This window comes from Noviherbaspirillum sp. Root189, from assembly GCF_001428545.1.
In the GTDB taxonomy this organism is placed as follows: Bacteria; Pseudomonadota; Gammaproteobacteria; order Burkholderiales; family Burkholderiaceae_D; genus Noviherbaspirillum.
On record NZ_LMHZ01000034.1, the window covers coordinates 172,099 to 196,966 of the forward strand.

General features: G+C 57.3%; 25 protein-coding genes and 1 pseudogene. 10 read left to right on the forward strand and 16 right to left on the reverse strand.

Translation table 11 applies throughout. The annotated features are described in order from the left end of the window. The first annotated feature begins 26 nt into the window (after positions 1–26). Positions 27–698 (forward strand): glutathione S-transferase family protein, encoded by a 672-nt coding sequence (locus ASE07_RS19445; RefSeq protein ID WP_057292466.1) that lies wholly within the window; start codon positions 27–29, stop codon positions 696–698. Between the two features lie 7 nt (positions 699–705). Here ASE07_RS19445 and ASE07_RS19450 read toward each other — a convergent pair whose 3' ends face one another. The 6 genes from ASE07_RS19450 to ASE07_RS19475 form a co-directional block, all read right to left on the reverse strand. Next, entirely contained in the window at positions 706–1,323 is a 618-nt protein-coding gene (locus ASE07_RS19450; RefSeq protein ID WP_235548534.1) for a DNA-3-methyladenine glycosylase I, read from the reverse strand. Between the two features lie 32 nt (positions 1,324–1,355). Further along, positions 1,356–2,303 (reverse strand): NAD(P)H-hydrate dehydratase, encoded by a 948-nt coding sequence (locus ASE07_RS19455; protein WP_057292467.1) that lies wholly within the window; start codon positions 2,301–2,303, stop codon positions 1,356–1,358. A gap of 10 nt (positions 2,304–2,313) precedes the next feature. Beyond that, entirely contained in the window at positions 2,314–3,084 is a 771-nt protein-coding gene (locus ASE07_RS19460; RefSeq protein ID WP_057292468.1) for a histidine phosphatase family protein, read from the reverse strand. 114 nt (positions 3,085–3,198) lie between these two features. Continuing rightward, a complete protein-coding gene (locus tag ASE07_RS19465; protein WP_057292469.1) occupies positions 3,199–3,450 on the reverse strand; it encodes a hypothetical protein in 252 nt (83 codons plus the stop codon). A 172-nt stretch (positions 3,451–3,622) separates the two neighbouring features. Then, complete coding sequence (locus tag ASE07_RS19470; protein WP_057292470.1) at positions 3,623–4,873, reverse strand: Hsp70 family protein; 1,251 nt, start codon at positions 4,871–4,873, stop codon at positions 3,623–3,625. 44 nt (positions 4,874–4,917) lie between these two features. Further along, positions 4,918–6,348 (reverse strand): dienelactone hydrolase family protein, encoded by a 1,431-nt coding sequence (locus tag ASE07_RS19475; protein ID WP_082584303.1) that lies wholly within the window; start codon positions 6,346–6,348, stop codon positions 4,918–4,920. Between the two features lie 404 nt (positions 6,349–6,752). Here ASE07_RS19475 and ASE07_RS19480 point away from each other — a divergent pair, with 404 nt between their 5' ends. Then, positions 6,753–7,004: a DUF6139 family protein gene (locus ASE07_RS19480; RefSeq protein WP_057292471.1), complete on the forward strand. Its 252-nt coding sequence runs from the start codon at positions 6,753–6,755 to the stop codon at positions 7,002–7,004. 92 nt (positions 7,005–7,096) lie between these two features. Here ASE07_RS19480 and ASE07_RS19485 read toward each other — a convergent pair whose 3' ends face one another. Beyond that, a complete protein-coding gene (locus tag ASE07_RS19485) occupies positions 7,097–7,915 on the reverse strand; it encodes a DUF429 domain-containing protein (protein ID WP_057292472.1) in 819 nt (272 codons plus the stop codon). A 192-nt stretch (positions 7,916–8,107) separates the two neighbouring features. On the opposite strand from ASE07_RS19485, the gene cls reads away from it, so the two are divergent. Then, the gene (gene cls / locus ASE07_RS19490) at positions 8,108–9,520 is read left to right on the forward strand and encodes a cardiolipin synthase (protein WP_057292473.1); all 1,413 of its coding nucleotides are present in this window, start codon (positions 8,108–8,110) and stop codon (positions 9,518–9,520) included. A gap of 331 nt (positions 9,521–9,851) precedes the next feature. Then, on the forward strand, positions 9,852–11,279 hold the full coding sequence (locus ASE07_RS19495) for a PQQ-dependent sugar dehydrogenase (protein ID WP_057292474.1): 1,428 nt from the start codon (positions 9,852–9,854) through the stop codon (positions 11,277–11,279). Positions 11,280–11,366: 87 nt separating this feature from the next. Here ASE07_RS19495 and ASE07_RS19500 read toward each other — a convergent pair whose 3' ends face one another. From ASE07_RS19500 to ASE07_RS19520, 5 genes are all read right to left on the reverse strand, one after another. Further along, positions 11,367–11,942, reverse strand: a complete 576-nt coding sequence (locus ASE07_RS19500) for a CHRD domain-containing protein (protein WP_057292475.1) — start codon at positions 11,940–11,942, stop codon at positions 11,367–11,369. Positions 11,943–12,130: 188 nt separating this feature from the next. Next, complete coding sequence (pcaC, locus tag ASE07_RS19505) at positions 12,131–12,526, reverse strand: 4-carboxymuconolactone decarboxylase (protein ID WP_057292476.1); 396 nt, start codon at positions 12,524–12,526, stop codon at positions 12,131–12,133. A gap of 40 nt (positions 12,527–12,566) precedes the next feature. Next, complete coding sequence (locus ASE07_RS19510) at positions 12,567–13,868, reverse strand: family 1 glycosylhydrolase (protein ID WP_057292477.1); 1,302 nt, start codon at positions 13,866–13,868, stop codon at positions 12,567–12,569. Between the two features lie 72 nt (positions 13,869–13,940). After that, positions 13,941–15,167, reverse strand: coding sequence for an MFS transporter (locus ASE07_RS19515; RefSeq protein WP_057292478.1), 1,227 nt, complete (start codon positions 15,165–15,167; stop codon positions 13,941–13,943). Between the two features lie 80 nt (positions 15,168–15,247). Continuing rightward, the gene (locus tag ASE07_RS19520) at positions 15,248–16,141 is read right to left on the reverse strand and encodes a LysR family transcriptional regulator ArgP (RefSeq protein ID WP_200960983.1); all 894 of its coding nucleotides are present in this window, start codon (positions 16,139–16,141) and stop codon (positions 15,248–15,250) included. Between the two features lie 102 nt (positions 16,142–16,243). Between ASE07_RS19520 and ASE07_RS19525 the strand changes: the two genes are divergently transcribed. After that, on the forward strand, positions 16,244–16,861 hold the full coding sequence (locus ASE07_RS19525) for a LysE/ArgO family amino acid transporter (RefSeq protein ID WP_057292480.1): 618 nt from the start codon (positions 16,244–16,246) through the stop codon (positions 16,859–16,861). Between the two features lie 5 nt (positions 16,862–16,866). Here the strand turns inward: ASE07_RS19525 and ASE07_RS19530 are convergent, their stop codons facing one another. Next, on the reverse strand, positions 16,867–17,181 hold the full coding sequence (locus ASE07_RS19530) for an MBL fold metallo-hydrolase (protein WP_057292481.1): 315 nt from the start codon (positions 17,179–17,181) through the stop codon (positions 16,867–16,869). Beyond that, entirely contained in the window at positions 17,156–18,079 is a 924-nt protein-coding gene (gene nhaR / locus ASE07_RS19535) for a transcriptional activator NhaR (RefSeq protein WP_057292482.1), read from the reverse strand. Before nhaR ends, ASE07_RS19530 begins: the two co-directional genes overlap by 26 nt. A 218-nt stretch (positions 18,080–18,297) precedes the next feature. On the opposite strand from nhaR, the gene ASE07_RS19540 reads away from it, so the two are divergent. The 5 genes from ASE07_RS19540 to ASE07_RS19560 all read left to right on the forward strand — a co-directional run bounded on the left by ASE07_RS19540 (position 18,298) and on the right by ASE07_RS19560 (position 23,738). After that, entirely contained in the window at positions 18,298–18,987 is a 690-nt protein-coding gene (locus ASE07_RS19540) for a Bax inhibitor-1/YccA family protein (RefSeq protein WP_057292483.1), read from the forward strand. Between the two features lie 110 nt (positions 18,988–19,097). Further along, complete coding sequence (locus ASE07_RS19545; RefSeq protein ID WP_057292484.1) at positions 19,098–19,865, forward strand: TerC family protein; 768 nt, start codon at positions 19,098–19,100, stop codon at positions 19,863–19,865. 260 nt (positions 19,866–20,125) lie between these two features. Beyond that, positions 20,126–21,031, forward strand: coding sequence for a helix-turn-helix domain-containing protein (locus ASE07_RS19550; RefSeq protein WP_057292485.1), 906 nt, complete (start codon positions 20,126–20,128; stop codon positions 21,029–21,031). Between the two features lie 156 nt (positions 21,032–21,187). Continuing rightward, positions 21,188–22,423: a metal-dependent hydrolase gene (locus tag ASE07_RS19555; RefSeq protein WP_057292486.1), complete on the forward strand. Its 1,236-nt coding sequence runs from the start codon at positions 21,188–21,190 to the stop codon at positions 22,421–22,423. Between the two features lie 157 nt (positions 22,424–22,580). Continuing rightward, the gene (locus tag ASE07_RS19560; protein WP_057292487.1) at positions 22,581–23,738 is read left to right on the forward strand and encodes a hypothetical protein; all 1,158 of its coding nucleotides are present in this window, start codon (positions 22,581–22,583) and stop codon (positions 23,736–23,738) included. Positions 23,739–23,757: 19 nt separating this feature from the next. On the opposite strand, the pseudogene ASE07_RS29915 reads toward ASE07_RS19560, so the two are convergent. Next, positions 23,758–23,916 (reverse strand): annotated as a pseudogene (locus ASE07_RS29915) (DNA ligase-associated DEXH box helicase); the annotation flags it as partial. A gap of 110 nt (positions 23,917–24,026) precedes the next feature. Next, the gene (locus tag ASE07_RS19565) at positions 24,027–24,578 is read right to left on the reverse strand and encodes a septal ring lytic transglycosylase RlpA family protein (RefSeq protein WP_057292488.1); all 552 of its coding nucleotides are present in this window, start codon (positions 24,576–24,578) and stop codon (positions 24,027–24,029) included. Positions 24,579–24,868: the final 290 nt, after the last annotated feature.

Here is a 24,868-nt window from a genome sequence, read left to right on the forward strand (position 1 = left end):
GATTCTTTTCAAGAAGGCAATACAACATGAACACCCAGACACCCATCCTTGTCAGCCACAAGCTCTGCCCCTATGTGCAGCGGGCAGTGATCGCGCTAAAGGAAAAGCAGGCGCCTTATGAACGCATCGATATCGATCTTGCGGCAAAGCCTGCATGGTTTCTCGCCTTGTCACCGCTGGGGAAAACACCGGTGCTGCGCGTCGGCAGCGAGGCGATCTTCGAATCCGCTGTCATCTGCGAATACCTTGACGATACGACGGCTCCGATGCTGCATCCATCCGATGCCTTGCAGCGCGCCAGACACCGTGCATGGATTGAGTTCGCCTCGGCGACGCTCAACACGATCTGGAGCTTCTATACGTCAAAGGACGTGCGCGGCTACCAGAGCAGCGCCAGCGCGTTGGCGGAACATTTCAGGCAGATTGAGAACGTGCTCGGCGACGGCCCCTATTTTGCTGGTGCCGCATTCAGCCTGGTCGATGCGGCATTCGGTCCGGTGTTTCGTTATTTCGACGTCTTCGACCGCGTCAGTGGCATAGACTTTTTCACTGCAACACCAAAGGTCCGTGCATGGCGGCAGGCGCTTGCCGCGCGCCCTTCGGTGCGTGAGGCCGTGTCGGACGATTACCCCGTCCTGCTCAGGGACTTCGTGATCCGGCAGGGCGGCATCATCGGCGAACGCCTGCAAGCTGAGTAATGCTGCGTTACTTGTGGTCCGCTTTGCAGTCCGGATGCCTGAAGCAGGTCAGCGCATGGTCGTTCACCATGCCGGTCGCCTGCATGTAAGCGTAGATGATGGTGGAGCCGACGAACTTGAACCCGCGCTTGGCCAGATCCTTCGAGATGCGATCGGACAAGGGCGTTTTGGCAGGCGTATCGCCCTTGCCGGCCCAGTGATTGACGATCGGCTTGCCATCGACATAGCGCCACAAAAATGGCGCAAGGCCGCCCACTTCGTCGCGCAGCCGCAGATAAGCCTGCGCGTTGGTAATCGTCGCCGCGACTTTCAGGCGATTGCGAATGATGCCGGGATTGGCAAGCAGTTCGGCTACCTTGGCATCGTCGTAACGTGCAATCTTTTCCGCATCCCATTGATCGAAGGCAGCCCGGTAATTGTCGCGCTTGTTGAGCACCGTTTCCCAGCTTAATCCGGCTTGCGCACCTTCAAGGTTGAGCATCTCGAACAGGCGCAATTCATCATGACACGGCCTGCCCCACTCGTCGTCATGATAGGCAAGATAGCGCGGATTGGCGGGATTGGCCCAGAAGCAGCGGGTAACCCTGGTGTCGGCAGTGTCGGTGGTGGCGATGGTGGTGGTCACGGAGGTCGGTCATGATGGAAGACCTCCGGATTTTACTCGTGTGGCCGCAATGCGTGCATCAGCGCCGGCACTTCCGACGACAGCTCGCCTGCAAGGTAGCCGAGCGGTCCATGGCGCTGCGCCAGTCGTTCGCCGGCGCGCGCATGCAAGGCGACGCCCCAGACGCAGGCCTGTTCCAGCGGCGCTCCGCGCGCTGCAAGGCCGGCGATGATGCCTGCCAGCGTATCGCCGGAGCCGGAAGTCGCCAGGCCGACGTTGCCGCCGTCGTGCTGCCAGATCCTGCCATCGGGTGCTGCTAAAAAGGTCGTTGCCCCCTTGAGGGCGACAAAGGCATTCCAGCGCCGTGCCGACTGGCGCGCAATCTCGACCGGATTATCGACAACGGCTTGCTTGTCGACTGCCGCCAGGTGCGCCATTTCGCCGGCATGCGGGGTGAGCAACACCGGCGAATGGAAACTCGACACATACTTTTGCTGCGCGTGGTGACTGGCATCGACGGCCTGCAACTGGCGGCGCACCACGTTCATGGCGCCGGCATCCAGCACAACCTGGGTATCCGACAATCGTGGCAGCAGCGAAAGGATGAGGGCGCAGGTCGCGGGTTCATCCTGCATGCCGGGGCCGACCAGTACTGATCCGCAACGCGGCGCAATGCCATTGAGCGTCTCGGCCGCCGTGGCCGCGATGCCGCCCGCACTGGTTTCCGGCAAGGCGATGACGCGTGACTCCGGAATCGCAAGCGCGACCAGCGGCGCAATGCTGCTGCCGGTTGCAATGGTGAGCTTGCCCGCACCGGCACGCAGCGCCGCAGTTGCGGCCAGGATCACCGCACCCGGCATCTCGCGCGATCCCGCGATGACAAGCACCCGCCCGCGTTCTTCCTTGTCGCCTTCGACTGAAGGCATGGGAAGCGGCCAGCCGCGCAGAAAGTCGTCATCGACGCACACGATGTCGCCGACCTGGTTTTGCTGATCGTTCATGCGTGCTCCCTCAGGACTTCGGCGCCGCGGGCACGTCAGGCTCGCTGGTGATCGGTGCGCCGGCTTCACGCAGCGGGGCGACGAAGCTGATCAGCTGCGGTACCAGCTTGCCATTCTTGCCGCGCGTCGGATCGAATTCATAGGAGGTCACCGAGCAGTTCGGCACATCGGCTACCCGATCGATTTCAAGGATCTGGCGCTCGTCCATGCGTTCCAGCAGATAACGAAAGCAGTTGACGATCACCTGGTGGCCGACAATCAGCACACGTTCCTTGCGATATTCACGCGAGATCATGTCGAGTACGCTGCGCAGACGGAGTATGACGTCGCACCAGCTTTCGCCGCCGGGTGGACGGAAATAGAATTTACCGACATGGGTGCGCTGCTCATGCAGCTCGGGATACTTCTGGATGATGCCGAACTTGGTCAGCCGGTCCAGGATGCCGAATTCCTTTTCGCGCAGGCGCTCATCAGCAACGAAGGTAATGTCATCACGATCGATCCCCGCTGCGCGTACCGCGATCTCGGCGGTACTGCGCGCACGCGCATAGGACGAGCACAACACGACATTGGGCCGCTGCTCCGCCGGCATTTCCCCGAACCAGTGCCCCAGGGCATCGGCCTGCTGCTCACCCAGGCGTGACAGCGGCACATCGATATCGCGTTCGGCGATGTCGATCAGTGGCAGGCCGGCTTCCTCCGCCGCATCGCGTGCGACGTTGCCGGCACTCTGGCCGTGCCGTACTATCCATATCGTTTGCGGCCATTTTTGTTCAGGCATGTTGCATTCCTTTCTGTGAAATGAATGACAACACCGCAGACCTGAAGTTTCCCCTGACTGTTCGCCTCCTGCACTGTACCGGCAACAAGCGATGCCATGCTGATCGATGCAGACTTATTTGACGTTGTATCTGATACGTATCCAGCGCGCCAGCACAATGATCAGCGCGATACCGGCCAGATCGGCCAGCGCCGCCGGTCTTGTTATTTCGAAACCGGCGAGACCCTTGAGACCGGTAACGATCATCCATGCACTGAGCGCCGACAAGACCGTACCTGTGGCAGAACCGGAATAATTCTTTGCAAACACGCTCAACAAATTAGTCTTTTTGCTGGGCGATGCGAACTCCTTGCCTTGCTCATCCATTTGATGCTCCCCATCATGATTTCCTGTAAGCAGCTCATGATAGGTTGAAGCACGAAAAATATGGTGAGCAAATTGTTCAGTTTCCGCACCATTTTTGTAAAGTGGCCGCCGTGATACTTAATAGTTAACTTAATAGTTAATAGGCAGGGTGCAGGCATTGCAGCGCATATGCTTAGCCGAACTTCCTCACTGCATCGAGCGCAAGCCCGGCGCCGATGCTGCCGAACAGATCACCTTCGACACGCCGCGCAGCCGGAAGAAGCGCAGAAATTTTCTGACGCAATAACTGCACGCCGCTCGACCCGCCTGTGAAGAAAATCGTATCGATATCCTTGGCCTGTACGCCGGCATCGCGCAGCAAACCGCCGACAGTGCTGGCCACACTGTCGACCAGGTGCGTGATGGCGTGATCGAAGCTGGGGCGATCGATCAGCAACTGCAACGCGGCATCCAGCCGATCCAGTGCCAGCTCGGTACGTTCGACACTGGACAAGGCGATCTTTCCTTCTTCCATCTTCAATGCCAGCCAATGGCCGTCGCGTTGCTCGATCAGTTTCAGCAGGCGTGCCAGTTTGTCGCGTTCACACGCATCCCGGTAGACGTCTTGCAATTCGCGCCAGACCTTTTGCGTATAGGCGAAATTGATTGTGTGCCAGGTCGCGAGATTGAAGTAATAGCTGGACGGTACTTCAGTGTTGTTAAGCAGTCGTGTGCCGAGTCCAAGCAGCGGCATCGCACAGGACAGGTTGAGATATTTGTCGAAGTCGGTGCCGCCGACATGCACACCGGCCGTGGCCAGAATGTCATCACGCCGCTCGGTTTTGCGGGCACTTTCCGGCGATAGACGCACTAGCGAAAAGTCGGAAGTGCCGCCGCCGATATCGACGATCAGTACCAGTTCTTCACCCGCAATACCGGACTCATAATCGAAGGCAGCGGCGATCGGCTCGTACTGGAAAGCAATGTCAGTAAAGCCGACACTGCGGGCGATGTCGAGCAAGGTGTTTTCGGCCAGCTTGTCCGCGGTCGCATCCTCATCGACAAAGTGTACCGGCCGTCCAAACACCGCCTGGCTGAAGCTGCGATCGGCCGAGTGCTCGGCACGCCGTTTCAGTTCGCGCAGGAATTGTGCAAGCAGTTCGCGAAACGACAAGGCCCGTCCCTGCACTTCGGTCTGCCCATCGATCAGGCTGGTGCCCAGCAGACTCTTGAGGGAACGCATGAGGCGGCCTTCATGGCCGGCAAGATAATCGGTCAGCGCCGCGCGCCCGAAGCTGACCAGATTGTCATCGGCGTTAAAAAACACCACCGAGGGAAGCGTCGGCTTGTTGTCTTCCAGTGTCAGCAGCGCGGACTGACCGGGACGGTGGAAACCGACGGTGGAATTGGATGTGCCGAAATCGACACCGCAGGCATTGCTCATGGTCGGCTTTGATTCATAAAAAGGCCGACCATGATACGCGTGAATCAGGGACCTGTAACAGCAGCGGTAGTCGGGGCAGTCGCGGTAGTTGAGGTAGTTGAGGTAGTTGAGGTAGTTGAGGTAGTTGAGGTAGTTGAGGTAGTTGAGGTAGTTGAGGTAGTTGAGGTAGTTGCGGCAGTTGCGGCAGTTGGTGCAGCGGAAACTGCCGGCTCCGCAACCGGCAATGACACCGATGCAGTTGCGACAGGCGTGGTTGCTGCCGGTACAGCGACTGGTGCAACAGCTGGTACAACTGCTGGTGCCGCAGCCAGGGCCGTACCATTCGGGTTGATCGCCGGATCATCAGACCACACCACCTGGTTGTCGACCGCATACAGGCGGCAGGGGACGCTACTGTTTTTCTGGCAATCGTCCATTGCCTGCTGCACCGGATCGTCGCCATCTTCCGCCCAGCTCCATGCACCGGTCGGCGACACCGCGAACGCGCGTGGCGTCGACTTGCTCAGGAAGACGCGATACTGCTCACGCGCATTGCCGCGCAGGTAAGGAATGGCGTCGATGTTGTCGATCGCCGCGTACTGTACCTTCGGCACCTTGACTTCATCGTTGATCGCATAGACTGGATCGGTCGGCATGCCGAGTTCCTTCAGGAATTTCTCGGTTTCCGGCCACCAGATCTTTACGCCATCACGGCTGCCGCTCATGCCATGCGCATCGCGCTTGAACGCGCCATAGGCAACCAGTTTCGCATGGCCGCCGGCCTGTACATAGGCGTGATACATGCGCGATGCCAGGTCCGGGCCGAAGTGGTGATCGTTCTGACCATAGAACCATAAACTCGGCAAGGTCGTCCTGGCGCCATACGTCGCAAACGCCTGCACCAGCGAGTCTTGCCAGTGGCAATCGCCGCCGTGCATCTTCAGGCCACCCGCGAAATTGATCAGGCCTTTGACTCCTGCTGTCTCACGGGTACCGAAAGCGAGCGCCGTCAGGCCACCATACGATTGCCCTGCGACGATAATGCGATCTTTGTCGGCCCAAGCCTGCGTGCGCAGGTACTCCAGCATGCTTTGCAAGTCATCGGCCTGCATTTGGCCATGCGCGGTCATGTTGCAACCCGGATCGACATACTCACCAGTCGACCTGGAAAAGCCTTTACGCATCGGAATGACCACCGCATAACCGCGCTTGACGAATTCGCGGCTAATGACGATGAAGCGATCGCGATTCTGGTTGCGTGGATTACCGAGCGCCTTGCCATGGTTCATGATCACCAGCGGAAAAGGACCGTTACCTGCCGGCTTGAAAACAGTGGTCTCGAGTTCGACGCTACCTGTGCCGGAACCTGCGGGCACCATGACAATTTGTTCATTGAGCGCGGCATCGAGCGTCACTGCGCGAGCCGGCGGAGAGAAGGAGAAACTGCTAGCGAAAGCGACTGCCGCGAAGGCGATGGAGCAAACGGCAGAAAACATCCTGCCTTTCCTTGCGTCGCGCTTCTGTAAGAGTAAGTGTGACATATACCCGATCCACGTCGAACTGCAAAATCTCGGCTCGTCGTGCGAACCACCGAATTGCGCCTCGCCTTCTCTTGACGTGACGCAATATTGCCCATTCTAAAGAGCAGCTTTCCGGTGTTCAATATTCGTTTATGCAACTCTGAAACATTTATTTACGAATGCTTGTTTGGGTAGCAAGCATTCGCTGCATAAACTTGCGAAAGGGATAAGCGGAAGAAGAGAAAAACAATGGTGGAGGGAGATACGCACACATACTGTGTGGAAAGGAAGATGTAACAAAGTGTTTTTGCTGGTCGGGCGCAACCTTTTATCGCGTCTCAATGTCAATAGCAGACACCTGTTCTTATAAGGATGTCACCATGAAAGTTGATGTGTACAAACGCCCTGAATCGGAAGGCAAATTTTCCTATCTCGCCGTTCCGGAGGGTCGCCCGATTCCCGAGGAAGCGACCAACATTGACTGGGAAACCGCCGACAACAATGTCGACCTTGACCATGACAATCAACCCCTGCATGGCATATCCGCTGAAGATGCATTCCAGCAGATCAGCGCCAAAGGCTACGCAATTTCCAGCGTCAGCAACAAGATAAGGATTGGCCCGAACGTTTGATATACGGTCCGACCCATAACGGGTCAGAACCGGTATAAGCCACCTGCCTGCTATTTTTATCGCCGGTCCATTTGCGCGACTGGCAATTTCCTTCAGAGCAAACCGTCGTGGTCCGCGCCAGCGGTCCATCCCTCGACCGGATCGATCTGAAGCGGTAAACCAAAATGCGGTCGCTGTGCCGCCCAAGCCGCCGCGACAGCGCACAGCACCGCATCCAGCCAATCCGCCGTCCCATCTTCCAGCAATTGCGCGCGCATGGTTCTTTTGATGCGCAGTGTGATGCCCATCGGATGTCTGCCCTTTTCCAGTGCCTCCAGGATGGCCGCTCGCGCAGCGCGCCGCTCCGGCGTCTGCTTCGCCCGTTCATCGCTCTTATAGGAAGCGCGTGTCACCAGGCGTGCAACCAGCCCCGGATAGCCTTCCAGCGCAATCCGCTGCGGATCTCCCTGATGCAGCCCGACCACCGTCACGCCAGCATCGAGCAGGCGGCGCGTGCCTTCATGAAACATATAGGCGACCGGCGGATTCACCCATTTCATTGATGGACTTGAACCGGCCGGCCCGTCGGTGACGCGATGTGCGAATTTATTGCCCACCGGGCGCGCATCGCAGAAAGCCTTGAAGGTGGCGCGCAGTTCTGCACGGTCGATGGTTGCGCAATGCCGGACCAGTTCAGCCCATCGTAGCGGCCAGCCGAGATGTTCAACCAGTTCCCGCGACAGGCCGAATGGAAAGTCGAAAGCGCCGATCCAGTGGCCGGGTTGCGCCAGCCAGGCTTCGTATGAAGCCCAGTCCGGATGAAGGATGATGCGGTCGATCCGCAGCACGTTCCCGTCACCTTCGCCATGGGCTACCGTGATGGGCTTTGCGCGCCGCGGCGCTGAAGTGAAGTCAATTCCGACGATGTGCATGACATGGAGTGTATCCAATCTGCAGCTTGTTTGATTTATTGCGGAATTATCAGATGGAAAATGGGTTCCAATGAACAAAGCGTCTGGTTAATCTGGTTAAGCCAGTGATCAATGAATCATGGCGTGTCGATACGACGGCCCGTTAATAAATTCGATAACAACAAGAGAGTGTTGGATGTGGAGGGACCTGCAATGTCATGGAATGTGCCGGCATGTCTCGCCAGGTTAGCAGTTGTACTGCTGCTCGCCCTTGCCAGCGGCTGTGCGAGCTTGCCGGATGTTCGCTACCTGAGCAACCGTGACCTTATCAAAAAATCCGATCCGACGATCGTCACCACCAAAGGCACGCTGTCAGACGGCAAGACACAGAATCTGCTGGATGGTATTGCCGCGAAGGCAGGCGACACCGATATTCTCTCCAAGCATATTGCCGTCGAACAGGCAATCAGCGGGCAGCCGCTGGTCGCCGGCAACAAGGTCACGCTGCTTGATGACGGACCCGCGACAATCCGGGCGATGACTGCGGCGATAAAGAGTGCACGCAATCATATCAATCTCGAAACTTATATCTTTGAAGCCGACGAGATTGGCCGGAGTCTCGCGGACTTGCTGATCGCGAAACAGGCAGCCGGTGTACGCGTCAATCTGATCTACGACAGCGTCGGCGCATTGGATACGCCGCGCGAATTTTTCGAGCGTATGCGCAGCGCCGGCATCAACGTGCTGGAGTTTAATCCGGTCAATCCGCTCAACGCCAAGGGCAACTGGGACATCAACCAGCGCGATCATCGCAAGCTGCTGGTAGTCGATGGCCGTATCGCCTTTACCGGCGGAGTCAACATCAGCAAGGTGTATGGCAAGAGCTCCTTCCTCGCGAGCCGCCGTAGTCAACCACAACCGAAGAATGCCAAGGAAGCGGCATGGCGTGATACGCATATGCAGATTGAAGGCCCCGTCGTCGCCGAATTCCAGAAACTCTTCCTCGGCACATGGCAGCGCCAGACCGGCAAGACCTTACCCGAGGCCCAGTATTTTCCGGTGTTGAAAGCGGTTGGAAATTCACTGGTGCGCGCCATTGGCAGCACCCCTGATAATGACGACTTTGGCGTCTATAAAACCTATATTTCGGCGCTCACCCATGCCGACAAATTCGCGCATATCACCACTGCCTATTTCGTGCCCGACCAGCAAATAGTGCAAGCGATGGTCGATGCGGCGAAACGTGGCGTCGACGTACGCATCATCTTCCCCAGCTTTACCGACGTCGGCATGATCCTGTACGCAGGACGCTCCTATTACGATGAATTGCTGGCCGCAGGCATCAAGGTGTATGAGCGCAAGGATGCGATGCTGCACGCCAAAACTGCCGTGGTCGACGGTGTCTGGTCAACCATAGGTTCCACCAATCTCGATATCCGCAGCTTTCTGCATAACGACGAACTCAATGCGGTCGTCCTGAGCGCCGAATTTGCCGACCGCATGGAAAATCTCTTCCAGCGTGACCTGCGGGAATCCGATGAAGTGACGGCTGAAGCATGGAGCAAGCGCGGATTCCGTGAACGCGTGCGTGAATGGACGGTGCGCATCTTTCAGTACTGGCTGTAAAGCGTCCTTCCCTCCAAGTCAACTTAACGTCAGCCGAAGCGGTTGACGCTTGTCGTTAATACTCCCAGTGCAATTTTCCATGGATTCCTTGCGGCGACATTGTTCGCCGGACTTCCTGCTCTACCTCTGCGTCTGTTCTTTCACCTCAAAGAAAAATCGGTGAGAATTTTCTCCAGGTCACCGAACAGGATTAGCGCAATAAGGTTTCAGCTCAGCATTGATTTATACAAATAATTGCATCGCTTTTAGTTCGTAAATCTCAGTGTTGAACCAAATTGTCGATGCCGTATCCATATTGACAACAGAAACACTTCGAAAAGGTTAATAAGTAATGAACGCTTTGATCAATCAGACAGCGCGCGGCAGGCTTTGGCGCGGACTGTCTGTCATGTTGTGCGGCACCTTAATAGCCGGCTGCGGCGGGGGAGGTAGTGAGGGTGGTGGCAGTACAGCTGCCAATGCAAATAATGCCGAAACATCCGTCATGCAAGTCGGTGCAGCGCCCGTATCGGTCGCCGCGCCAGCCTCGGTAGTTCAGACACTGGCCGTGCCGCAGGCATTGGCGCAAACGCCATTCGACGAACCACGCAACCTGTTGGTACCGCCCGGCTTTGGAATCCGGGTATGGGCACGTGTGCCAAAAGCACGTTTCATGGCCGTCGCGCCGAACGGCGACGTCCTGGTTTCCGTACCAAGCGCCGGCAAGATCGTATTGCTGCGCAACCGCCCGAACGACACGCCGCAACAGTTCGATTTCGCCGGCGACATGCACAATCCGCATGACATGGTATTCCATCAGATCGGTGATATTACTTACCTATACGTGGCAGAATCGAACCGCATTACGCGCTCGGTTTACAGCGCTGGCGATATCACAACCGCGGCACGCGAAATCATCATTGACAACCTGCCGGACAATTCGACACCGGAACTGCGAGGCAGTTACGGGCATGAGCTGAAGAATATCGCATTGTCGCCAGATCACAGGTTGTTCGTATCGATCGCCTCGACCTGCAATGCCTGCATCGAGGACACAAACAGCGACCCGGTACGCGGTGCAATCTACGAATATTCGGCCGATGGCAAGAATCCGCGACTGTTTTCCCGCGGTCTGCGCAATGCGGAAGGCCTGGCCTTTTTGCCTGGCACCACGACACTCTGGGTGACAGTGAATAACCGTGATGAAGTGCGTGTCCCTACCGATGCAGACGTTGACGGTGATGGCCAGAGCGATCGCGGCAAGTTGGTCCCTTCCTTTGTGGATGAGAATCCGCCGGAGTTGTTTACCTCGCTGCGCGACGGGGGTAACTACGGCTGGCCTTATTGCAACTCGGTTCCGAATGCGAGTATGAGTACACTCGACGTGATGCCGGACTATGAACTGAATCGCGACAACAGCTTCTTTAATTGCGCCGTTGCCGATCGCGTGGCAAAGGGCTTGCGCGCGCATTCGGCCCCATTGGGATTCAGTTTCCTGCACGCGAGTAACATGCCAATCGCCTATCGTTCCGGTGCGGCGATCGCGCAGCACGGCTGCTGGAATTGCACCAGCCTGCGCGCCGGCTACAAGGTATCGTATTTCCCATTCGATGCCATCGGCAATGCCGGCGCTGAAATCGACTTGGTCACTGGCTTCGTCACCAATCCCGATGAGCGTACCTTCTGGGGCCGACCGGTCGATGTGGTACCGGATATCAACGGTAACCTGCTGATCTCGGACGATTACGCCGATGCAATTTATCAGCTCTATCCGCTGTAATCGCCACCTATCCAGCCGGCCCGCCACTCGGGCCGGCCCTTCCCGCGTCCTGATGGTGCAGAAGCCCAACGCGGCATCATGAAACCGTTAGAAGCCGACCGTCAGGCCCACACCCGTAAAGTGCCCGTCAAACGAATCCTCGATGTCCCGCAATTGCTGTAACTGCTGCTCAGCCAGCGGCGACAGCTGGCGCGCCTGCTGCACGCGAAATATCTGGTCGGACGATGGGAAGACGTTGATCAGCTGGCCGCGAATTTCACCGTTCGGAGCAGCGGCGCTATGCACATCCATATAGAAATTGCCGGATCGTAGTGCACGCCACTGCGTGTCGTCCAGGACTGCGCTTGCCGTCCACAGCGTGGTCCCGGCCGTTCGGGCAAGCGCAAACTGCGCTGCACCGACCGCGCCGAAGGGTGCTAGGTGAATATGAACTTCGGTTTCCGCGATACCGGTCGTGACGACACTGGCAATCATGATGCGGGTATCAAGATTCACGGTGACAATGCCAGTGCCGAAGGCACTGCTGGCAATCGCCGGTATTACTTCGCGGCCCGTCAATACGGTGTTGAACGCGGACAGCGGCGTATCATTGTGGCCACCGCAGGAAGCGAGCAGCAGGCACGTGCATACCGTGTAAAAAATACGCAGGCAGAAAGTCTTCATGTCGGTCTCCTTGCCTCGCCAGCAGGATTCCTTCCCTGCAAAGGCAGGCACTTTCGTTATATATCACCATGGCACCATGGCACCATGGGTGTTGCATAACGATATGCAGGGAACGTGCCTGATATTCAACCCGATCGCCGTTTCCCGACGCAAGGAGGTGGACCGTTCGTCAGCTTAAGTGCGCCGCGTCACCCGGGTTTTGCGGCTTTCGCTGCCTTCCAGTCGGCGACCACCTCCTGCGCGGTACGGAATGCATCCACTGCCAATGGCGCGCCGCAATAGACTGCAGCATGCAACAGCACTTCCCGCAATTCCTCCGGAGTCGCACCGTTGTTCAGGGCGCCGCGCAGATGACCCTTCAGTTCATGCGCACGCCCCAACGCGGTAAGCATGGATACCGTGATCAGGCTGCGGGTTTTCATGTCGAGCCCATCGCGACACCAGACCGTTCCCCAGGCATTGCGCGTGATGAACTCCTGCAAGGGCATGGTGAAGTCATCCGCATTGGTGAACGCTTTCTCCACGAAGTCTTCACCCATTACCTGCCTGCGCTTTTGCAAGCCATTATCGAACTGCTGGTCCATGCCGGTCTCCGAGACGTGGTTAAACCGGAAATTATAGGCACTACTCGGTATTGTGGGGTGCCGATGTTTCGTGGCGTGTTTGGTAGGCTTGTTGCCGCTGCCGGATCGCCCATTCCTGGTCCGCTTCGCTCGGCATCACCACCGGCACCTGCAGGCATACGCTTTGGGTTGGCAGCACCTGGCGCCAATCATGGATCAGCTTGGCATACGCGACACCGACCGGCCGGATATTGCGATCGATGTCGTAAAGACCCAGTGCGTTGATGTTGCCATTGTTTTCGCGCAGTGCACTGTCCCAGTCAACCTGATCGGTCAGCGAATACCAGGTAAAGCCGACGATGGGAACACCGTCGTTGCGGACCCGCAGCACATTCGCCCATTGCTTGCGCAGCCAGAACACCGCTTCATCGCCTTTTGGCCCTTGCACGAGATTGGTCTCGGTATGCATCACGGGAAGCCGATAGCGATCGTAGTACTGACTCGTAATGACGGAATAACCGAAAATCTCTCCGGAGGCTTCCATTCGGCCGTCTTCATGCACCAGATGTTCGTTGGTCATGTAATAGTCGTTGCCCATGATGCAATGGTGCTTCAGGTTATTGCACATGAAGAAGCGGTACTCGTCACGGGTCATGCCATTGTCCATCAGATATTCGTACATCTCCGATTCGACACGACGGCCGTAGTTAAGGTCGAGCGATAAAAAACGACGTGCGTTGGCCAGTTCGGCAGGCCGGATCGCGCGAGGGTTTTCTGCATGGAAGTATTCGGAAGATTCGCTCTGGACAAACAACGCATCGGGGCGGACCTGCAGGATCGCACGCATTGCCAGCACATTCGCCTTGACCAGATGCTTGAGCGCGGTGACGAAACAGCGGTCGCTCGTCGCCTGTTCATTCCACCAGCCATACAACGCGGAAAAGACCGCGCAGATAAACATTTCATTGACTGGCGTGTACAACTGCACCCAGGGAAAACGCTCTGCGAAAGCCCGCGCGTACGCTGCGAACAAAGCCGGAAAATCCGGATTCTGAAAATTGCCAAGCCAGTCCGGCACGCCGAAATGGCAGAGGTCGACAATGGGAATCAGATCCCTTGCGCGCAGCGCTTCAAAGGCTTCATCGGCGAACGACCAGTCATAACGTTGTGGTCCGATCAGCGAAGTGTGCAACGGCGGACCATAACGCAGGAAATGGATACCGAGTTCCTGCACCAGATCGAAATCGGTAAGCCAATGCTGATAATGTCCGCACTTTTCCATTTCATCCATGCGAATGCGTCCACCCTGGACGGTCGGCGCGCTGTTTTCAATCCCGGTGGCAAAAATAAAGCCAGGCGACATGGCGGCATCCTTTCATGATGCCTCATAGACTTCATGTCAGCGGTGAAGTTTCGTCGGGTTAAAAGCGAGCCCTCAATCGGTGGTTGCGGTTGCCATCGCCGTTGCAGTCGCTTTCGATTTCACGGCAGCAAGAAAGCACACCAGCGACAGCAGCGAGACGATCAGCAGAATGCCGATCAGCCAGGATGGTGAAGCGTTATATTCGACGAATGCCGCGGCGGCGAGCGGGCCGGCCGCTTTCGATACCAGCGAAGGTCCCGCGAGAGCACCTGAAATCGCACCGTAGTTTTCGCGGCCGAACAGGGCTTGGGGAACGATGCCGCGCACGATCGTCAGGATGCCGTTGCTCATCCCGTAGAGGATGCAAAAGACCGCGACCGCCACCTGGTGTTCGCCTAGCAGCAACAATGCAACGAGCGCGGCCGGCAGGATGGAAAACGTCAGTATCCCGACAATCTGAGGCCTCACCCGATCAGCAAACAGCATTTCGCCGATCCGCCCCGCTACCTGCATCGGGCCAATAAGCGTCGACACCAGGACCGCTGTGGCGACTGAGTGGCCGAAGCGCTGCAACAGCGGGATCAGGTGCACCGATAGCGCAGAAAAAATAAACAGGTTGGTCGAAAAGGCGAACGCGAGTTTCCAGAACGCGGATTCACGGAGCGCTTCCCGCAGCGTGAAATTGCGCGTCCCGCCCGCATGTCCCCTGGCATGCGCCGCACTTGGTCGACGTATCCTGGCCGCGCCGAGAAAAGCATGCATGGGCGCACAGAGGAAGATATGCACAGCACTGTAGATCAACAGCGTATCGCGCCAGCCAAACAAGGTGTTGAGCTTGAGGGTCAGCGGCCAGAAAACAGTGCTGGCGAGTCCGCCAAACAGGGTGAGCACCGAGATACCTTTGCGCGATGCCTGGATGAATTCGCGATTGATCGTGGCGAAAGCGGCTTCATACAAGGTCATCGCCATCGCTATGCCGATCAGTGTCCAGGCGCCCAGATACAGTGCCGCGGAATGGGCGGTGGCGACACCGGCCATGCCCAGTCCCGCGCACAGCGAACCGACCGTCATCACTACGCGCCCGCCGATGCGGTCAATCAGCATGCCGGCCGGCGTAGCGGCCAGGCCGGCCACCAGCAAGCTCCATGAAAAAGCGCCGAACACCAGTTCGGTGCGCCAGCCGAGTTCATGCTGAATATCCAGCGCAACGATGGCAAATGCATAGTACAGCGAACCCCACGACACGATTTGCGTGAAGGCGAGCAGGCGGACGATTTTCCAGGGTTCGCGAGCGGACATAGGGTAACGATGTGGTGGCGCGATGTGGCACTAATGGCAGTGTAACCGGGATAGGTCCTGAAGGCATTGCCCTCAAGGTTTCAGCCGAGGATCTGCCGTGCCGCCTGGATCAGGGAGCGGGACAGGCGCTCCATACGGGGTGACTGAACGTTCCACGTATGCCAGTAGAGTACGACGTCGGTCGTGCGATGCGGCGCAATATCGACGAGTGCGCCTTGACGATACAACTCATGCATCTGCAGTGCCGGCAACATACCCCAGCCAAGCCCGAGCACGATTGCTTGCATATAGGCTTCCGACGCAGGCACGTAATGCCGCGGGCAGGCGTCGTCGGCGACGCCATAATGCTTTAGCAGGAAGTCGGCCTGCAGCCTGTCCTTGCGGTTGAAAACCACGACGGGCGCCTGCTTCACCGCTGTGCGCGTCATGCCTTTGGCGAACCAGTTGTCTCGAAATGCGGGTGACGCCATGCAGCGATAGCGCATCTTGCCCAAGGCTTCCGCATGGCAGCCGCGCATTGCCTTCTCCTCTGTTGAAATGCAGCCGAGCGCCAGTCCGGCTTCCAGCAGCGTGTAGGTATGGTCCTGATCGTCAACGCTCAGGTCGAGCAGGATCTGTTCGCGGATCAGGAAAGGTGCCAGTGCCGGCAACAGCCAGCTCGCCAGCGTGTCGGCATTGACGGCAATGGTCACCGTTACGGGTGCGGTCTGCGCACCGGCAAACTCGGCCTGCAAGTCCGCTTCCAGCGATTGCACGCGCCGCAGGTACTGCAGCAAGCGCTGGCCAGCAGGTGTTGCCCGACAGGGCCGACTGCGAACGACGAGCGGCGTACCCAGCGAAGTTTCGAGTGCACGCACGCGTTGCGACACGGCAGAAGGGGTCAGATATAGCTGTGTCGCAGCCTGCTCGAAGCTTCCGCTTTCGATCACTGCGACAACAGCTTCGGACTGACGTGAGTCGAGTTTCATGCGGATGGATTAAATGAAGAAAAATTAATGATTCCCTAATTATATTTAGTTTTGTTTATGCAGGGCCGGTAACCGGAGACAATGCGCTTATTCAAAAAGGAGAGGCGCATGTTCCCGTATTACCTGAAAGGCCTTGGGCTCGGTGCCGGCCTGATCATTGCAATCGGCTCGCAGAATGCGCATGTGTTGCGCATGGGCTTGCAGCGCAAGCATGTCTTGCTCACTGTGCTGGTGTGTATTATTTGCGAAACCTTGCTCATCAGTGCCGGCGTGGCCGGCATCGGTTCCGCTATCGAGCAGCAACCCATGTTCTTGAATATCGCCCGCTGGGGCGGCGCCCTGTTTCTGGCATGGTATGGACTGCGCGCATGGCGCTCCGCATTTCAACCAGGCGGCCTACAAGCAGCGCCGTCGGTCAATATGCCTAATATGCCTTTACGCCGCGCTTTGCTGACGGTACTGGCGGTAACGCTGCTCAATCCACATGTCTATCTTGACACCGTGCTGCTGCTCGGCGCAGTTGGCGCCCAACAGGGGCCGCAGGCAAAATGGTGGTTTGCCGGCGGTGCGATGACCGCTGCGTTTGTCTGGTTCAGTCTGTTGGGCTTCGGCGCGCGGCTACTCTCCGCCTGGTTCGTGAAACCTTCAGCATGGCGCTGGCTGGACGGTGTGATCGGCATAGTGATGCTGATGCTGGCAACGTCGCTCGTCATGCAGGCTTTATAAACCACTCACGAAAACCTGTCAGCGTTTTGCGGGCTTGAAAGCATAGGTGTGGAGATGACAGGAATCTTTCTATCCAGCTTTTCCTGTACCAGCTGGTCGAAGTGATCTCCATGCATGTACGATAACAATACGACGTCGATCGGTGGAAGCTTCTCGAAAGGAATGGCAGGCTCGGTCAGGATCGTCATTCCCGCATAGCGAATGATGACGGTTGCGGTCCCGATGAACTGGATATAGACGGACAATGGCCAGCCGTGATTGATCGGGAACGTGACGTAAAAGATTTGAAGCTGCTCAAGGAGGCGGCGCAGCCAGGACAAACAAACCGCCGTGTACTGCCGTCAGGATAGCTTCCACTGCCGGGTGCTTGATCTTGCGTTCATTGGAAATAGCGTAAAACTGTTCACGTAACTGCGTCAGTTCACCGACCGGTACGGCACCGAGTTCTTCACGCACATCTTCCGCCAGCGCGGACGGCGCGGGGAACAAGCCATGCCCATGACGTGCAAAAGTATTGAGCAAAGCATTGTCATCAAACTCGGCAATCACGTCCGGACGCACATCATGACTTTCAAACCAGTGGTCGAAGCGTCCCCGGATTGCATGGTTGCGTGTAGGCAGCAACAGCGGTGCGCCGTGTAGGCTTCTCGGGAAATTTTCGCGGTAAAGCTTGGCCATCTCGGGCAAGCCGAACAGCATCAGTTCGCTTTCGCCAAGTAAATGGCTGAACACGCGCAGAGTCGTGCCGGAAGGTACGGGCCGGTCGGTCAGGATCACGTCCAGCTTATGGACCGACAAATCGCCAAGCAGCGATTCAAAGTCGTCTTCATGGCATACCAGCTTGACCTTTTGCGGCAGCTTCAGCGCCGCTTCCAGCAAGCGCGAAGCAATAAGCTTGGGCAATGAATCGGACAGTCCGACCGTCAGGCGCATGGTCTTGCCAATATCCGTTTCGGTCAACACTTCCTGCATCTGCTCGCCCAGCAGAAAAATCTGGTCGGCATAGCCGACCGCGACACGCCCCGCTTCGGTCAACACCAACCGGCGCCCCTGTGGTGCCAGTAGTGCCTTGCCCAATGACTGTTCAAGTAAAGCGAGTTGTGCGCTGATTGTCTGTACTGCAACATCGAGCCGTTCCGCCGCTCTTGTCACGCTGCCTTCCTTGGCGACCACCCAGAAGTAGTACAGATGTCGAAAATTAAGTCCTGTTGTTTTCATATCTTGTTTTTACGAAGTAACGTTCCGATTATCTTCGCTTTTTCGCTAAACGCAAGCATTTTAAGATCTGCCTTGTATCTGAAAGGAGCGTCCGATGCATCAATACACGTGACATGAGGCTGTTAAGTGGCTGTTCGGAAGAGGCCATTCCGGCCGGTTTCCATTATTGAATCCAACTCTCCCTTTTCACTGTTCAAGCATCCTGAAAGGACAAGATCATGAATGACCGTTACAACTCGCTGCGCAGTTCGCCATTTGGCGCACAATCCAGCACGACCGTCATCGACGCAAATGCACATAAAGTCTTGCGTAATACCTACATGCTGCTGGCGCTGACGCTGGGTTTCAGCGCCATTACGGCGGGTGCCTCGGCAGCCTTGCGACTACCGCATCCCGGACTGCTGCTGACCATGGTCGGTTATTTCGGCCTGCTTTTCCTGGTTAACAAATACCGTGATCGCGGACTCGGTGTCGGCCTGGTCTTTGCACTGACCGGTTTTATGGGTTACACGCTGGGCCCGATACTCAACCATTACCTGAACATGCCTAATGGCACGCAAACTGTCATGCTGGCCATGGCTGGTACGGCGGCAACCTTCATCGGTCTGTCGGCATATGCACTGGTGACCAAGCGTGACCTGTCGTTTATGGGCGGCTTTCTGACGATCGGCATCCTGGTAGCCTTCCTGGCCGGCATCGCTGCGATCTTCCTGCAGATCCCGGCCTTGTCGCTGACGGTATCGGCCGTATTCGTGCTGCTGATGTCCGGCATGATTTTGTACGAGACCAACAACATCGTGCGTGGCGGCGAAACAAACTATGTGATGGCGACACTGAGCCTGTTCGTGTCGATCTTCAATTTGTTCACCAGCCTGTTGCATCTGCTGGGCTTCAGCACCAGCGAATAAAAGGAACGCCACCTTCTGCCCGTGGATCGAATGAGGGCGCCGTTGTACGAGGCGCCCTCTTTTTTTGCACATAACAATGACAACCTATATAAAACAGCAAGGACACTAGCATGATTGAGTTACTTTCCGATCCACAGGTATGGATAGCCTTCTTCACCCTGACCGCGCTCGAATTGGTGCTGGGTATCGATAACATCATTTTCATTTCCATTCTGGTCGACAAACTGCCCAAGGAAAAGCAGGAATTTACACGCCGCCTCGGCCTGTTCCTGGCGATGTTCATGCGTATCGGCTTGCTGCTGACGCTGTCGTGGATCGTCGGCATGACACAGCCGTTGTTTACGATACTGGGGCAAGGCTTCTCGGGACGTGACCTGGTATTGCTGCTGGGTGGACTCTTTCTGCTGTACAAGAGCGTAGGAGAAATCCACGAAACCTTCGAAGGTGCGGAGCATGGCGTCAGCTCACCGGTGAAAAGCACCTTCTACGGCATCGTGCTCCAGATCATGGTGATCGACCTGGTGTTTTCGCTGGACTCCATCATTACCGCCGTTGGCATGGTCGATGAGATCACTGTGATGATCGCCGCCGTGGTCGCCTCGGTCGGCATGATGATGTTCTTCGCCGGCCCGATCGGACGGTTTGTGTCCGAACACCCGACGATCAAGATGCTGGCCCTGTCTTTCCTGGTCGTGGTCTCGGTGGTGCTGATTGCAGAAGGCTTCGGTCACCATGTGCCAAAGGGTTATATCTACAGTGCAATGGCTTTCTCGGTCGTGGTTGAAATGCTTAACATCCGCCTGCGCAGGCGCTCCACCAAAGACGAACTGGAGGCGACCACCTATACACCGGACGCAGCCACGAACAAGCATCACTGAACCAGCGAATCGCTGAGTTACTGACAGTACCACCGATGCAGCAGACGCTGCAGCTTGGCCGGCAGGAAGGCAATCGCCCTCCTGCCGGTTTTTTTATTTTGAGCACGGCGATGCTCTGTTGATTACCCCTGAGGTAATCGATACACCTGCCTTGTGGCGTGATACTACGGTTTTCATCCCAGTAGTACGGATCGCCGCAGACGCGCTACACTGCTGCGTGCCGTTCCCATCTGCAATCTTGTTTTTTTACAGGGGCAAGAATGACATCAGCATACGCATCGCAGAGACTTGCGCCGCAACGTACCGGCCATGCTCCAGCAACCCACGAGCGTTATTTCACCGACTTTGCCTCGGCGTTGCGGTACTGGCGCGACAAGCGCGGCTTCACCCAGTTGCGGCTGTCCACGGAGAGCGGCATCTCGCAACGGCACATCAGCTTCCTTGAAAGCGGCCGCTCGCAGCCCAGCAAGGAAATGGTGCTCAAGCTCGGCATTGTGCTCGACGTTCCGCTGCGCCAGCGCAATGTGATGCTGCTCGCCGCCGGTTTTGCACCGGCCTACCAGGAACGCAACCTGTCCGACCCGGAACTCCATTCGGTCAAGCAGGCCCTTGATTTCATGCTGCAGCAGCAGGCGCCCTATCCCGCGCTGGTGGTTGACCGGCTATGGAACATGGTCATGCCGAACGGTCCGGCCGCAACCATGATCAGATGGCTGCTCGGGATGCCGGAACAGCAGCCGATTCCACGAGAGGGGCAGATCAATGTTGCGCGTCTGATGCTTGACCCCGCCGGCTTGCGCCCGTACATCCCGAACTGGAAAGAAGTGTGTGGCGACATGCTGCACTGGATTCAGCGCGAAGCGATGAGCGATGGCCCAGGCAGCGAAGCGACCCGGCTGCTAGAAGAACTCACGGCGTTTGACGGGATTGCCACGGCCACGCGCACACCCAATCTCGATGCACGCGCACTACCCTTCCTGCCGGTGACGCTGAAGAAGGGGAATGTTTCGCTCAACCTGTTCACTACCATCGCCACGCTGGGCACGCCGCACGATGTCACCGTCCATGAATTGCGCATCGAATCCTTTTTCCCGGCCGATGCGGCGACAGCCGAATGGTTTAAGGCGGTAGCTGCCGCCAGCGGACGCATCAGCGAAAACATGTAGCGACTCTGCTGAGTTACTTTTCCTTCGTGCCCGAGGCGCCTGTACGATAACAACGATTCAGGAATGATGCGGCCCCGGGTCCCAAGTCCCAAGTCCCAAGTCCGATAGATGATTACCATAGCTGCAACACCAGTCCGAAGCCGGTAACATCTGGCCATGGATAATCTCAGTCATTCCGTCACCGGCCTCGCTGTCGGCGAACTTCTGCATCGCAGCCTGCCCGACGAAGCCGATACGAACCAGCAGCGCATACGTCATCGTCTGCTGCTGGCGACCTGCTGGCTGGCCAGTAATTTCCCCGACCTCGACCTGGTACTGACGCCGCTACTGCCTTCGCCCCTGGGTTATCTGTTGCATCATCGCGGGCATACGCATACCGTACTCTATGCACTTCCCCAAGCGCTATTGCTGGCACTGGTGCTGTGGCTGCTGTGGCCTGCGGCGCGACGCCTGCTGCGCGATAGCGGCACCGCGCGCATCGGCTTCGTGCTGAGCCTGATCATCGGCTTTGCGCTGCACCTGTCGATGGATTACCTCAACTCGTATGGCATCCATCCTTTCCATCCCTTCGATTCACGCTGGTTGTATGGCGACATGGTGTTTATCCTGGAGCCGGTGTTCTGGATTGCACTGGGCATGCCGATGGCCATGCTGGCGCCCGGGCGCGCGTTGAAAACAGTGCTTGTAATACTGCTGGCCGGAGTGCCGGTATACTTTACCTTGCGCGGCTTCCTGTCATGGGGCTCACTGACCGCGCTGCTGGCAGTCGCATTGATCACCGGAGTCGGCCAATCGCGATGCGGTCCGCATGGACGGCGTGCGCTGGTATTGTCTTTCGCGATTGCGCTTGGTTTTGTGGGCGTCCAGTCGGCAGCATCACACCGCGCAAAAGCGCTCGTGGCGAGCTACCTGACGCAACACGATGCCGGTACGCGTGTGCTCGACACATCGATGTCCGCCTTTCCCGCCAATCCCTTGTGCTGGTCGTTCGTTTCGGTGGAAAGCAACGAAGCGGCAGGAACCTATGGGCTCAAGCGCGGCGTGGTCAGCATTGCACCGCAGATGACCCCGCCAGCCGCATGTCCTGACAACTTTGCCAATACCGCACAACAAAAATCCGTGACGCCGGCGATTGCCTTGTTCACGGAAGACCAGGGCAGCCTGCAGGCATTGCGTCGCTTGCAGAACGAGAATTGTCATTTCAATGCATGGATGCGTTTTGCCCGTGCACCGCTGGCCGATGCCCGCGGATCTAGCGATTTGCGCTTCGCCAGTACACCGCGCGGTAATTTCACGACGCTCGATTTTGCGGCGTTCGCACATGCTGAGTGCCCGGCATACGTTCCGCGATGGGGCTATCCGCGTGAGGACTTATTGGTGCCTGCACCGTAGTGAAACGCACATAGAACAGTTCTCCCGCAGCAGGCAAAGGACTACCCTGCCATCCTGCTTCCTTTCCCAAAAAACATATTTCCTGCTTGAACCTCTTTCCTGTCGGATAGTCCTACACGGCAATTCAGCTCCCCTCTGCTCTTTATTGCTTGTGCTTATGACTATGCCACTGCGCGAACGCGCCCTGCTTCCCTTGATCGCCTTGCAAGGCGCAGTCGCCACACTTGGCGGCTTTATTGGTTATTTCACCATGGCCGAACAGAACGTCCATGCGATGTTCCGCTTCACCGCCACCATGCTGACAACTGCCATGGCATCGACCCTGCTGGCGTATGTCCTCGGTCCCCGCCTGCAACTGAGCAGTGTGCGCCTGATGCGACTGGGCTTTCTGTTACCCGGAATCTTATTGCTGTGTGCGCCGCAATCGCCGCTCGCGTTGGCGATGGCATTCGGGATTTATTTAGGATCGACCTGGGGCGCACGACACTGGCTGGAAATGTCCCTGTTCGCCAACAGTGAACGTGACCGCTATGCCGCACGGGCTGGCACGGTATCGGTGGTGCTGAGCGTGCTGACCACACTTGCGGTAACCGGCATGCTCGCTATGCTGACCGAGCGCAGCGACTATGTGTACCGCCTGTACGGCGTACTGTGCGTGATGGGCGCACTACTGCTGGGACGACAACTTCCTCACGAGCCATTTGCACCGTTGTGCGATCCGGTGGCGATTGTGCGCCAGCCGCAATTCATTGCCTGCCTTCCTTTGTTCTTCCTTGAATCGGGCTTGTTTGGCATCAGCCAGGCAATGACATCGGCAGGCGCCTCCGAGGCACTCGGGTCGGCAAGCCGCTTTGGCTGGGTTGCGACGCTGGCAGGCATGGCTGGTTGCGTCGCGCTTTACCTGACACGTCGCAAACGCGGCGTCGACAACCGCGCCGCCTGGCTGGGCGGCTCCTGCCTGGTGGTGGGGTCCGCGTTTCTGATGCTCGGTGCCAGCGTCTGGATCCCGGCACTGTACATTGTCTATTCGGTACTGAAAGCGGCAGGCTCGCCCTTCCTGATCGCCAGCGAACAAGTCCTGAACCAGCGCACGCTGGATATCGAAGGCAGCCTGTCCGATCGCATTCTTGCGCGAGAAATCACGCTCTGGGTGCTGCGCATGACCTCACTCGGCTTGTTCTGGATGCTGGCCGGCTCGCTCACGCCGAAACAGGTTGTGGTCAGCGGCTCACTGATTCTGGCATGTGCGACACTGCTGGAATACGTCATCGGCCGTGCATGGTTTGTCGACGCCGGCAATACACAAGCCGCGTAATTGCTTAGCGGCTTAGTGTTCCGTCATGCACAAGCGATTCACCGTAGCGCAACGTATCAAGATGAATTTCGCCAAGACGTGAACGAAGGATGCCGGCGCTTTCGCTCGCAGCGAGGTAATGGCCATGTCCTACGCGTGCATGATCGGCGTGACCGTGAGTGATGATGGCGCGATCGACTGCGCTGCAGTGCCGATAGAAGGGCGGTGATACTTATTGGACCTGCGGATGGCAGCGAAGTGCTGTGCGGCGCGCACCCGGTTATGCTCAATGCCAGTGATTGGCGACTTCTATTCGCCGGAGGTGGCAGCGCCGGAGGTGGCAGCGCTGGACATGACGGATCCGTCCGGTTGGGGGACCTCGATCGGTGTGACCACCACTGGCGCAATACCTTTCTCATCCATGTCGAGTTTTTTAGCAACCTTCGGCGACAGGTCGACAATCCGTCCGTCGATATAAGGACCGCGGTCACGGATCTCGACAACTTCCTTCTTGCCATTGTCGAGATTGGTGACTTCGGCCTTGGTGCCGAGGGGCAAGGTGCGGCTGGCGGCCACATTTGAATTGGGGTCCATCGGCGTACCGTCCGCCATCTTGCGCCCGGCAAAGTAGTCGGCGTAAAACGAAGCCTTGCCTTTGCGCGGCTCACCAGAATGGTCAAGCTTGGTTTTCGCCTTGGGGTCAAGTCTGACGGTAGAAGGTTTGTTTGCCTTGGTGCTGGATTTTTTTTGCGAAGCTTGCTTATCGGCATCGCCTTGTGCTGGTTCCGCATAAGCGCTGACGGCCAGACAGGAGGACAACAAAACACCACAGAATCGCACACAAAAAGGAAGACGCTTCATGGTCGGTGCTCCATGCAAAGAGAGTCGAATGGAATGCGCGCCAGGAAACTTCGGATTCTTGTATGAGGGCGCACGCAGAGCTCGGATCGGCCGCAGAGAAAACGGAAGCGGCTACAACAGGTCGCGATGCTCTATCAGGTTATCAATTTGATAGCACCGCTTCCCGAAAGTTTCTGCTTGCCGACAACGTCGGCCAACTCTGACTAACCGACTTTGATCATGCACATAAAAATCATGGAACTCTTGGTCTTTCAGCGCGGAACAATCATCTGTCCCCACGCCTCTTAAGA

What these genes read in the sequence shown, in the direction of transcription:
- ASE07_RS19515 (WP_057292478.1), bottom strand. Translation starts at nt 15,167, where the DNA reads ATGTCCGCTCGCGAACCCTGGAAAATCGTCCGCCTGCTCGCCTTCACG.
- ASE07_RS19510 (WP_057292477.1), bottom strand. Translation starts at nt 13,868, where the DNA reads ATGTCGCCTGGCTTTATTTTTGCCACCGGGATTGAAAACAGCGCGCCG.
- ASE07_RS19465 (WP_057292469.1), bottom strand. Translation starts at nt 3,450, where the DNA reads ATGGATGAGCAAGGCAAGGAGTTCGCATCGCCCAGCAAAAAGACTAAT.
- ASE07_RS19480 (WP_057292471.1), top strand. Translation starts at nt 6,753, where the DNA reads ATGAAAGTTGATGTGTACAAACGCCCTGAATCGGAAGGCAAATTTTCC.
- ASE07_RS19460 (WP_057292468.1), bottom strand. Translation starts at nt 3,084, where the DNA reads ATGCCTGAACAAAAATGGCCGCAAACGATATGGATAGTACGGCACGGC.
- nhaR (WP_057292482.1), bottom strand. Translation starts at nt 18,079, where the DNA reads ATGAAAACAACAGGACTTAATTTTCGACATCTGTACTACTTCTGGGTG.
- ASE07_RS19560 (WP_057292487.1), top strand. Translation starts at nt 22,581, where the DNA reads ATGACTATGCCACTGCGCGAACGCGCCCTGCTTCCCTTGATCGCCTTG.
- ASE07_RS19500 (WP_057292475.1), bottom strand. Translation starts at nt 11,942, where the DNA reads ATGAAGACTTTCTGCCTGCGTATTTTTTACACGGTATGCACGTGCCTG.
- ASE07_RS19455 (WP_057292467.1), bottom strand. Translation starts at nt 2,303, where the DNA reads ATGAACGATCAGCAAAACCAGGTCGGCGACATCGTGTGCGTCGATGAC.
- ASE07_RS19485 (WP_057292472.1), bottom strand. Translation starts at nt 7,915, where the DNA reads ATGCACATCGTCGGAATTGACTTCACTTCAGCGCCGCGGCGCGCAAAG.
- ASE07_RS19550 (WP_057292485.1), top strand. Translation starts at nt 20,126, where the DNA reads ATGACATCAGCATACGCATCGCAGAGACTTGCGCCGCAACGTACCGGC.
- ASE07_RS19540 (WP_057292483.1), top strand. Translation starts at nt 18,298, where the DNA reads ATGAATGACCGTTACAACTCGCTGCGCAGTTCGCCATTTGGCGCACAA.
- ASE07_RS19475 (WP_082584303.1), bottom strand. Translation starts at nt 6,348, where the DNA reads ATGTTTTCTGCCGTTTGCTCCATCGCCTTCGCGGCAGTCGCTTTCGCT.
- ASE07_RS19495 (WP_057292474.1), top strand. Translation starts at nt 9,852, where the DNA reads ATGAACGCTTTGATCAATCAGACAGCGCGCGGCAGGCTTTGGCGCGGA.
- cls (WP_057292473.1), top strand. Translation starts at nt 8,108, where the DNA reads ATGTCATGGAATGTGCCGGCATGTCTCGCCAGGTTAGCAGTTGTACTG.
- pcaC (WP_057292476.1), bottom strand. Translation starts at nt 12,526, where the DNA reads ATGGACCAGCAGTTCGATAATGGCTTGCAAAAGCGCAGGCAGGTAATG.
- ASE07_RS19470 (WP_057292470.1), bottom strand. Translation starts at nt 4,873, where the DNA reads ATGAGCAATGCCTGCGGTGTCGATTTCGGCACATCCAATTCCACCGTC.
- ASE07_RS19545 (WP_057292484.1), top strand. Translation starts at nt 19,098, where the DNA reads ATGATTGAGTTACTTTCCGATCCACAGGTATGGATAGCCTTCTTCACC.
- ASE07_RS19525 (WP_057292480.1), top strand. Translation starts at nt 16,244, where the DNA reads ATGTTCCCGTATTACCTGAAAGGCCTTGGGCTCGGTGCCGGCCTGATC.
- ASE07_RS19445 (WP_057292466.1), top strand. Translation starts at nt 27, where the DNA reads ATGAACACCCAGACACCCATCCTTGTCAGCCACAAGCTCTGCCCCTAT.
- ASE07_RS19555 (WP_057292486.1), top strand. Translation starts at nt 21,188, where the DNA reads ATGGATAATCTCAGTCATTCCGTCACCGGCCTCGCTGTCGGCGAACTT.
- ASE07_RS19565 (WP_057292488.1), bottom strand. Translation starts at nt 24,578, where the DNA reads ATGAAGCGTCTTCCTTTTTGTGTGCGATTCTGTGGTGTTTTGTTGTCC.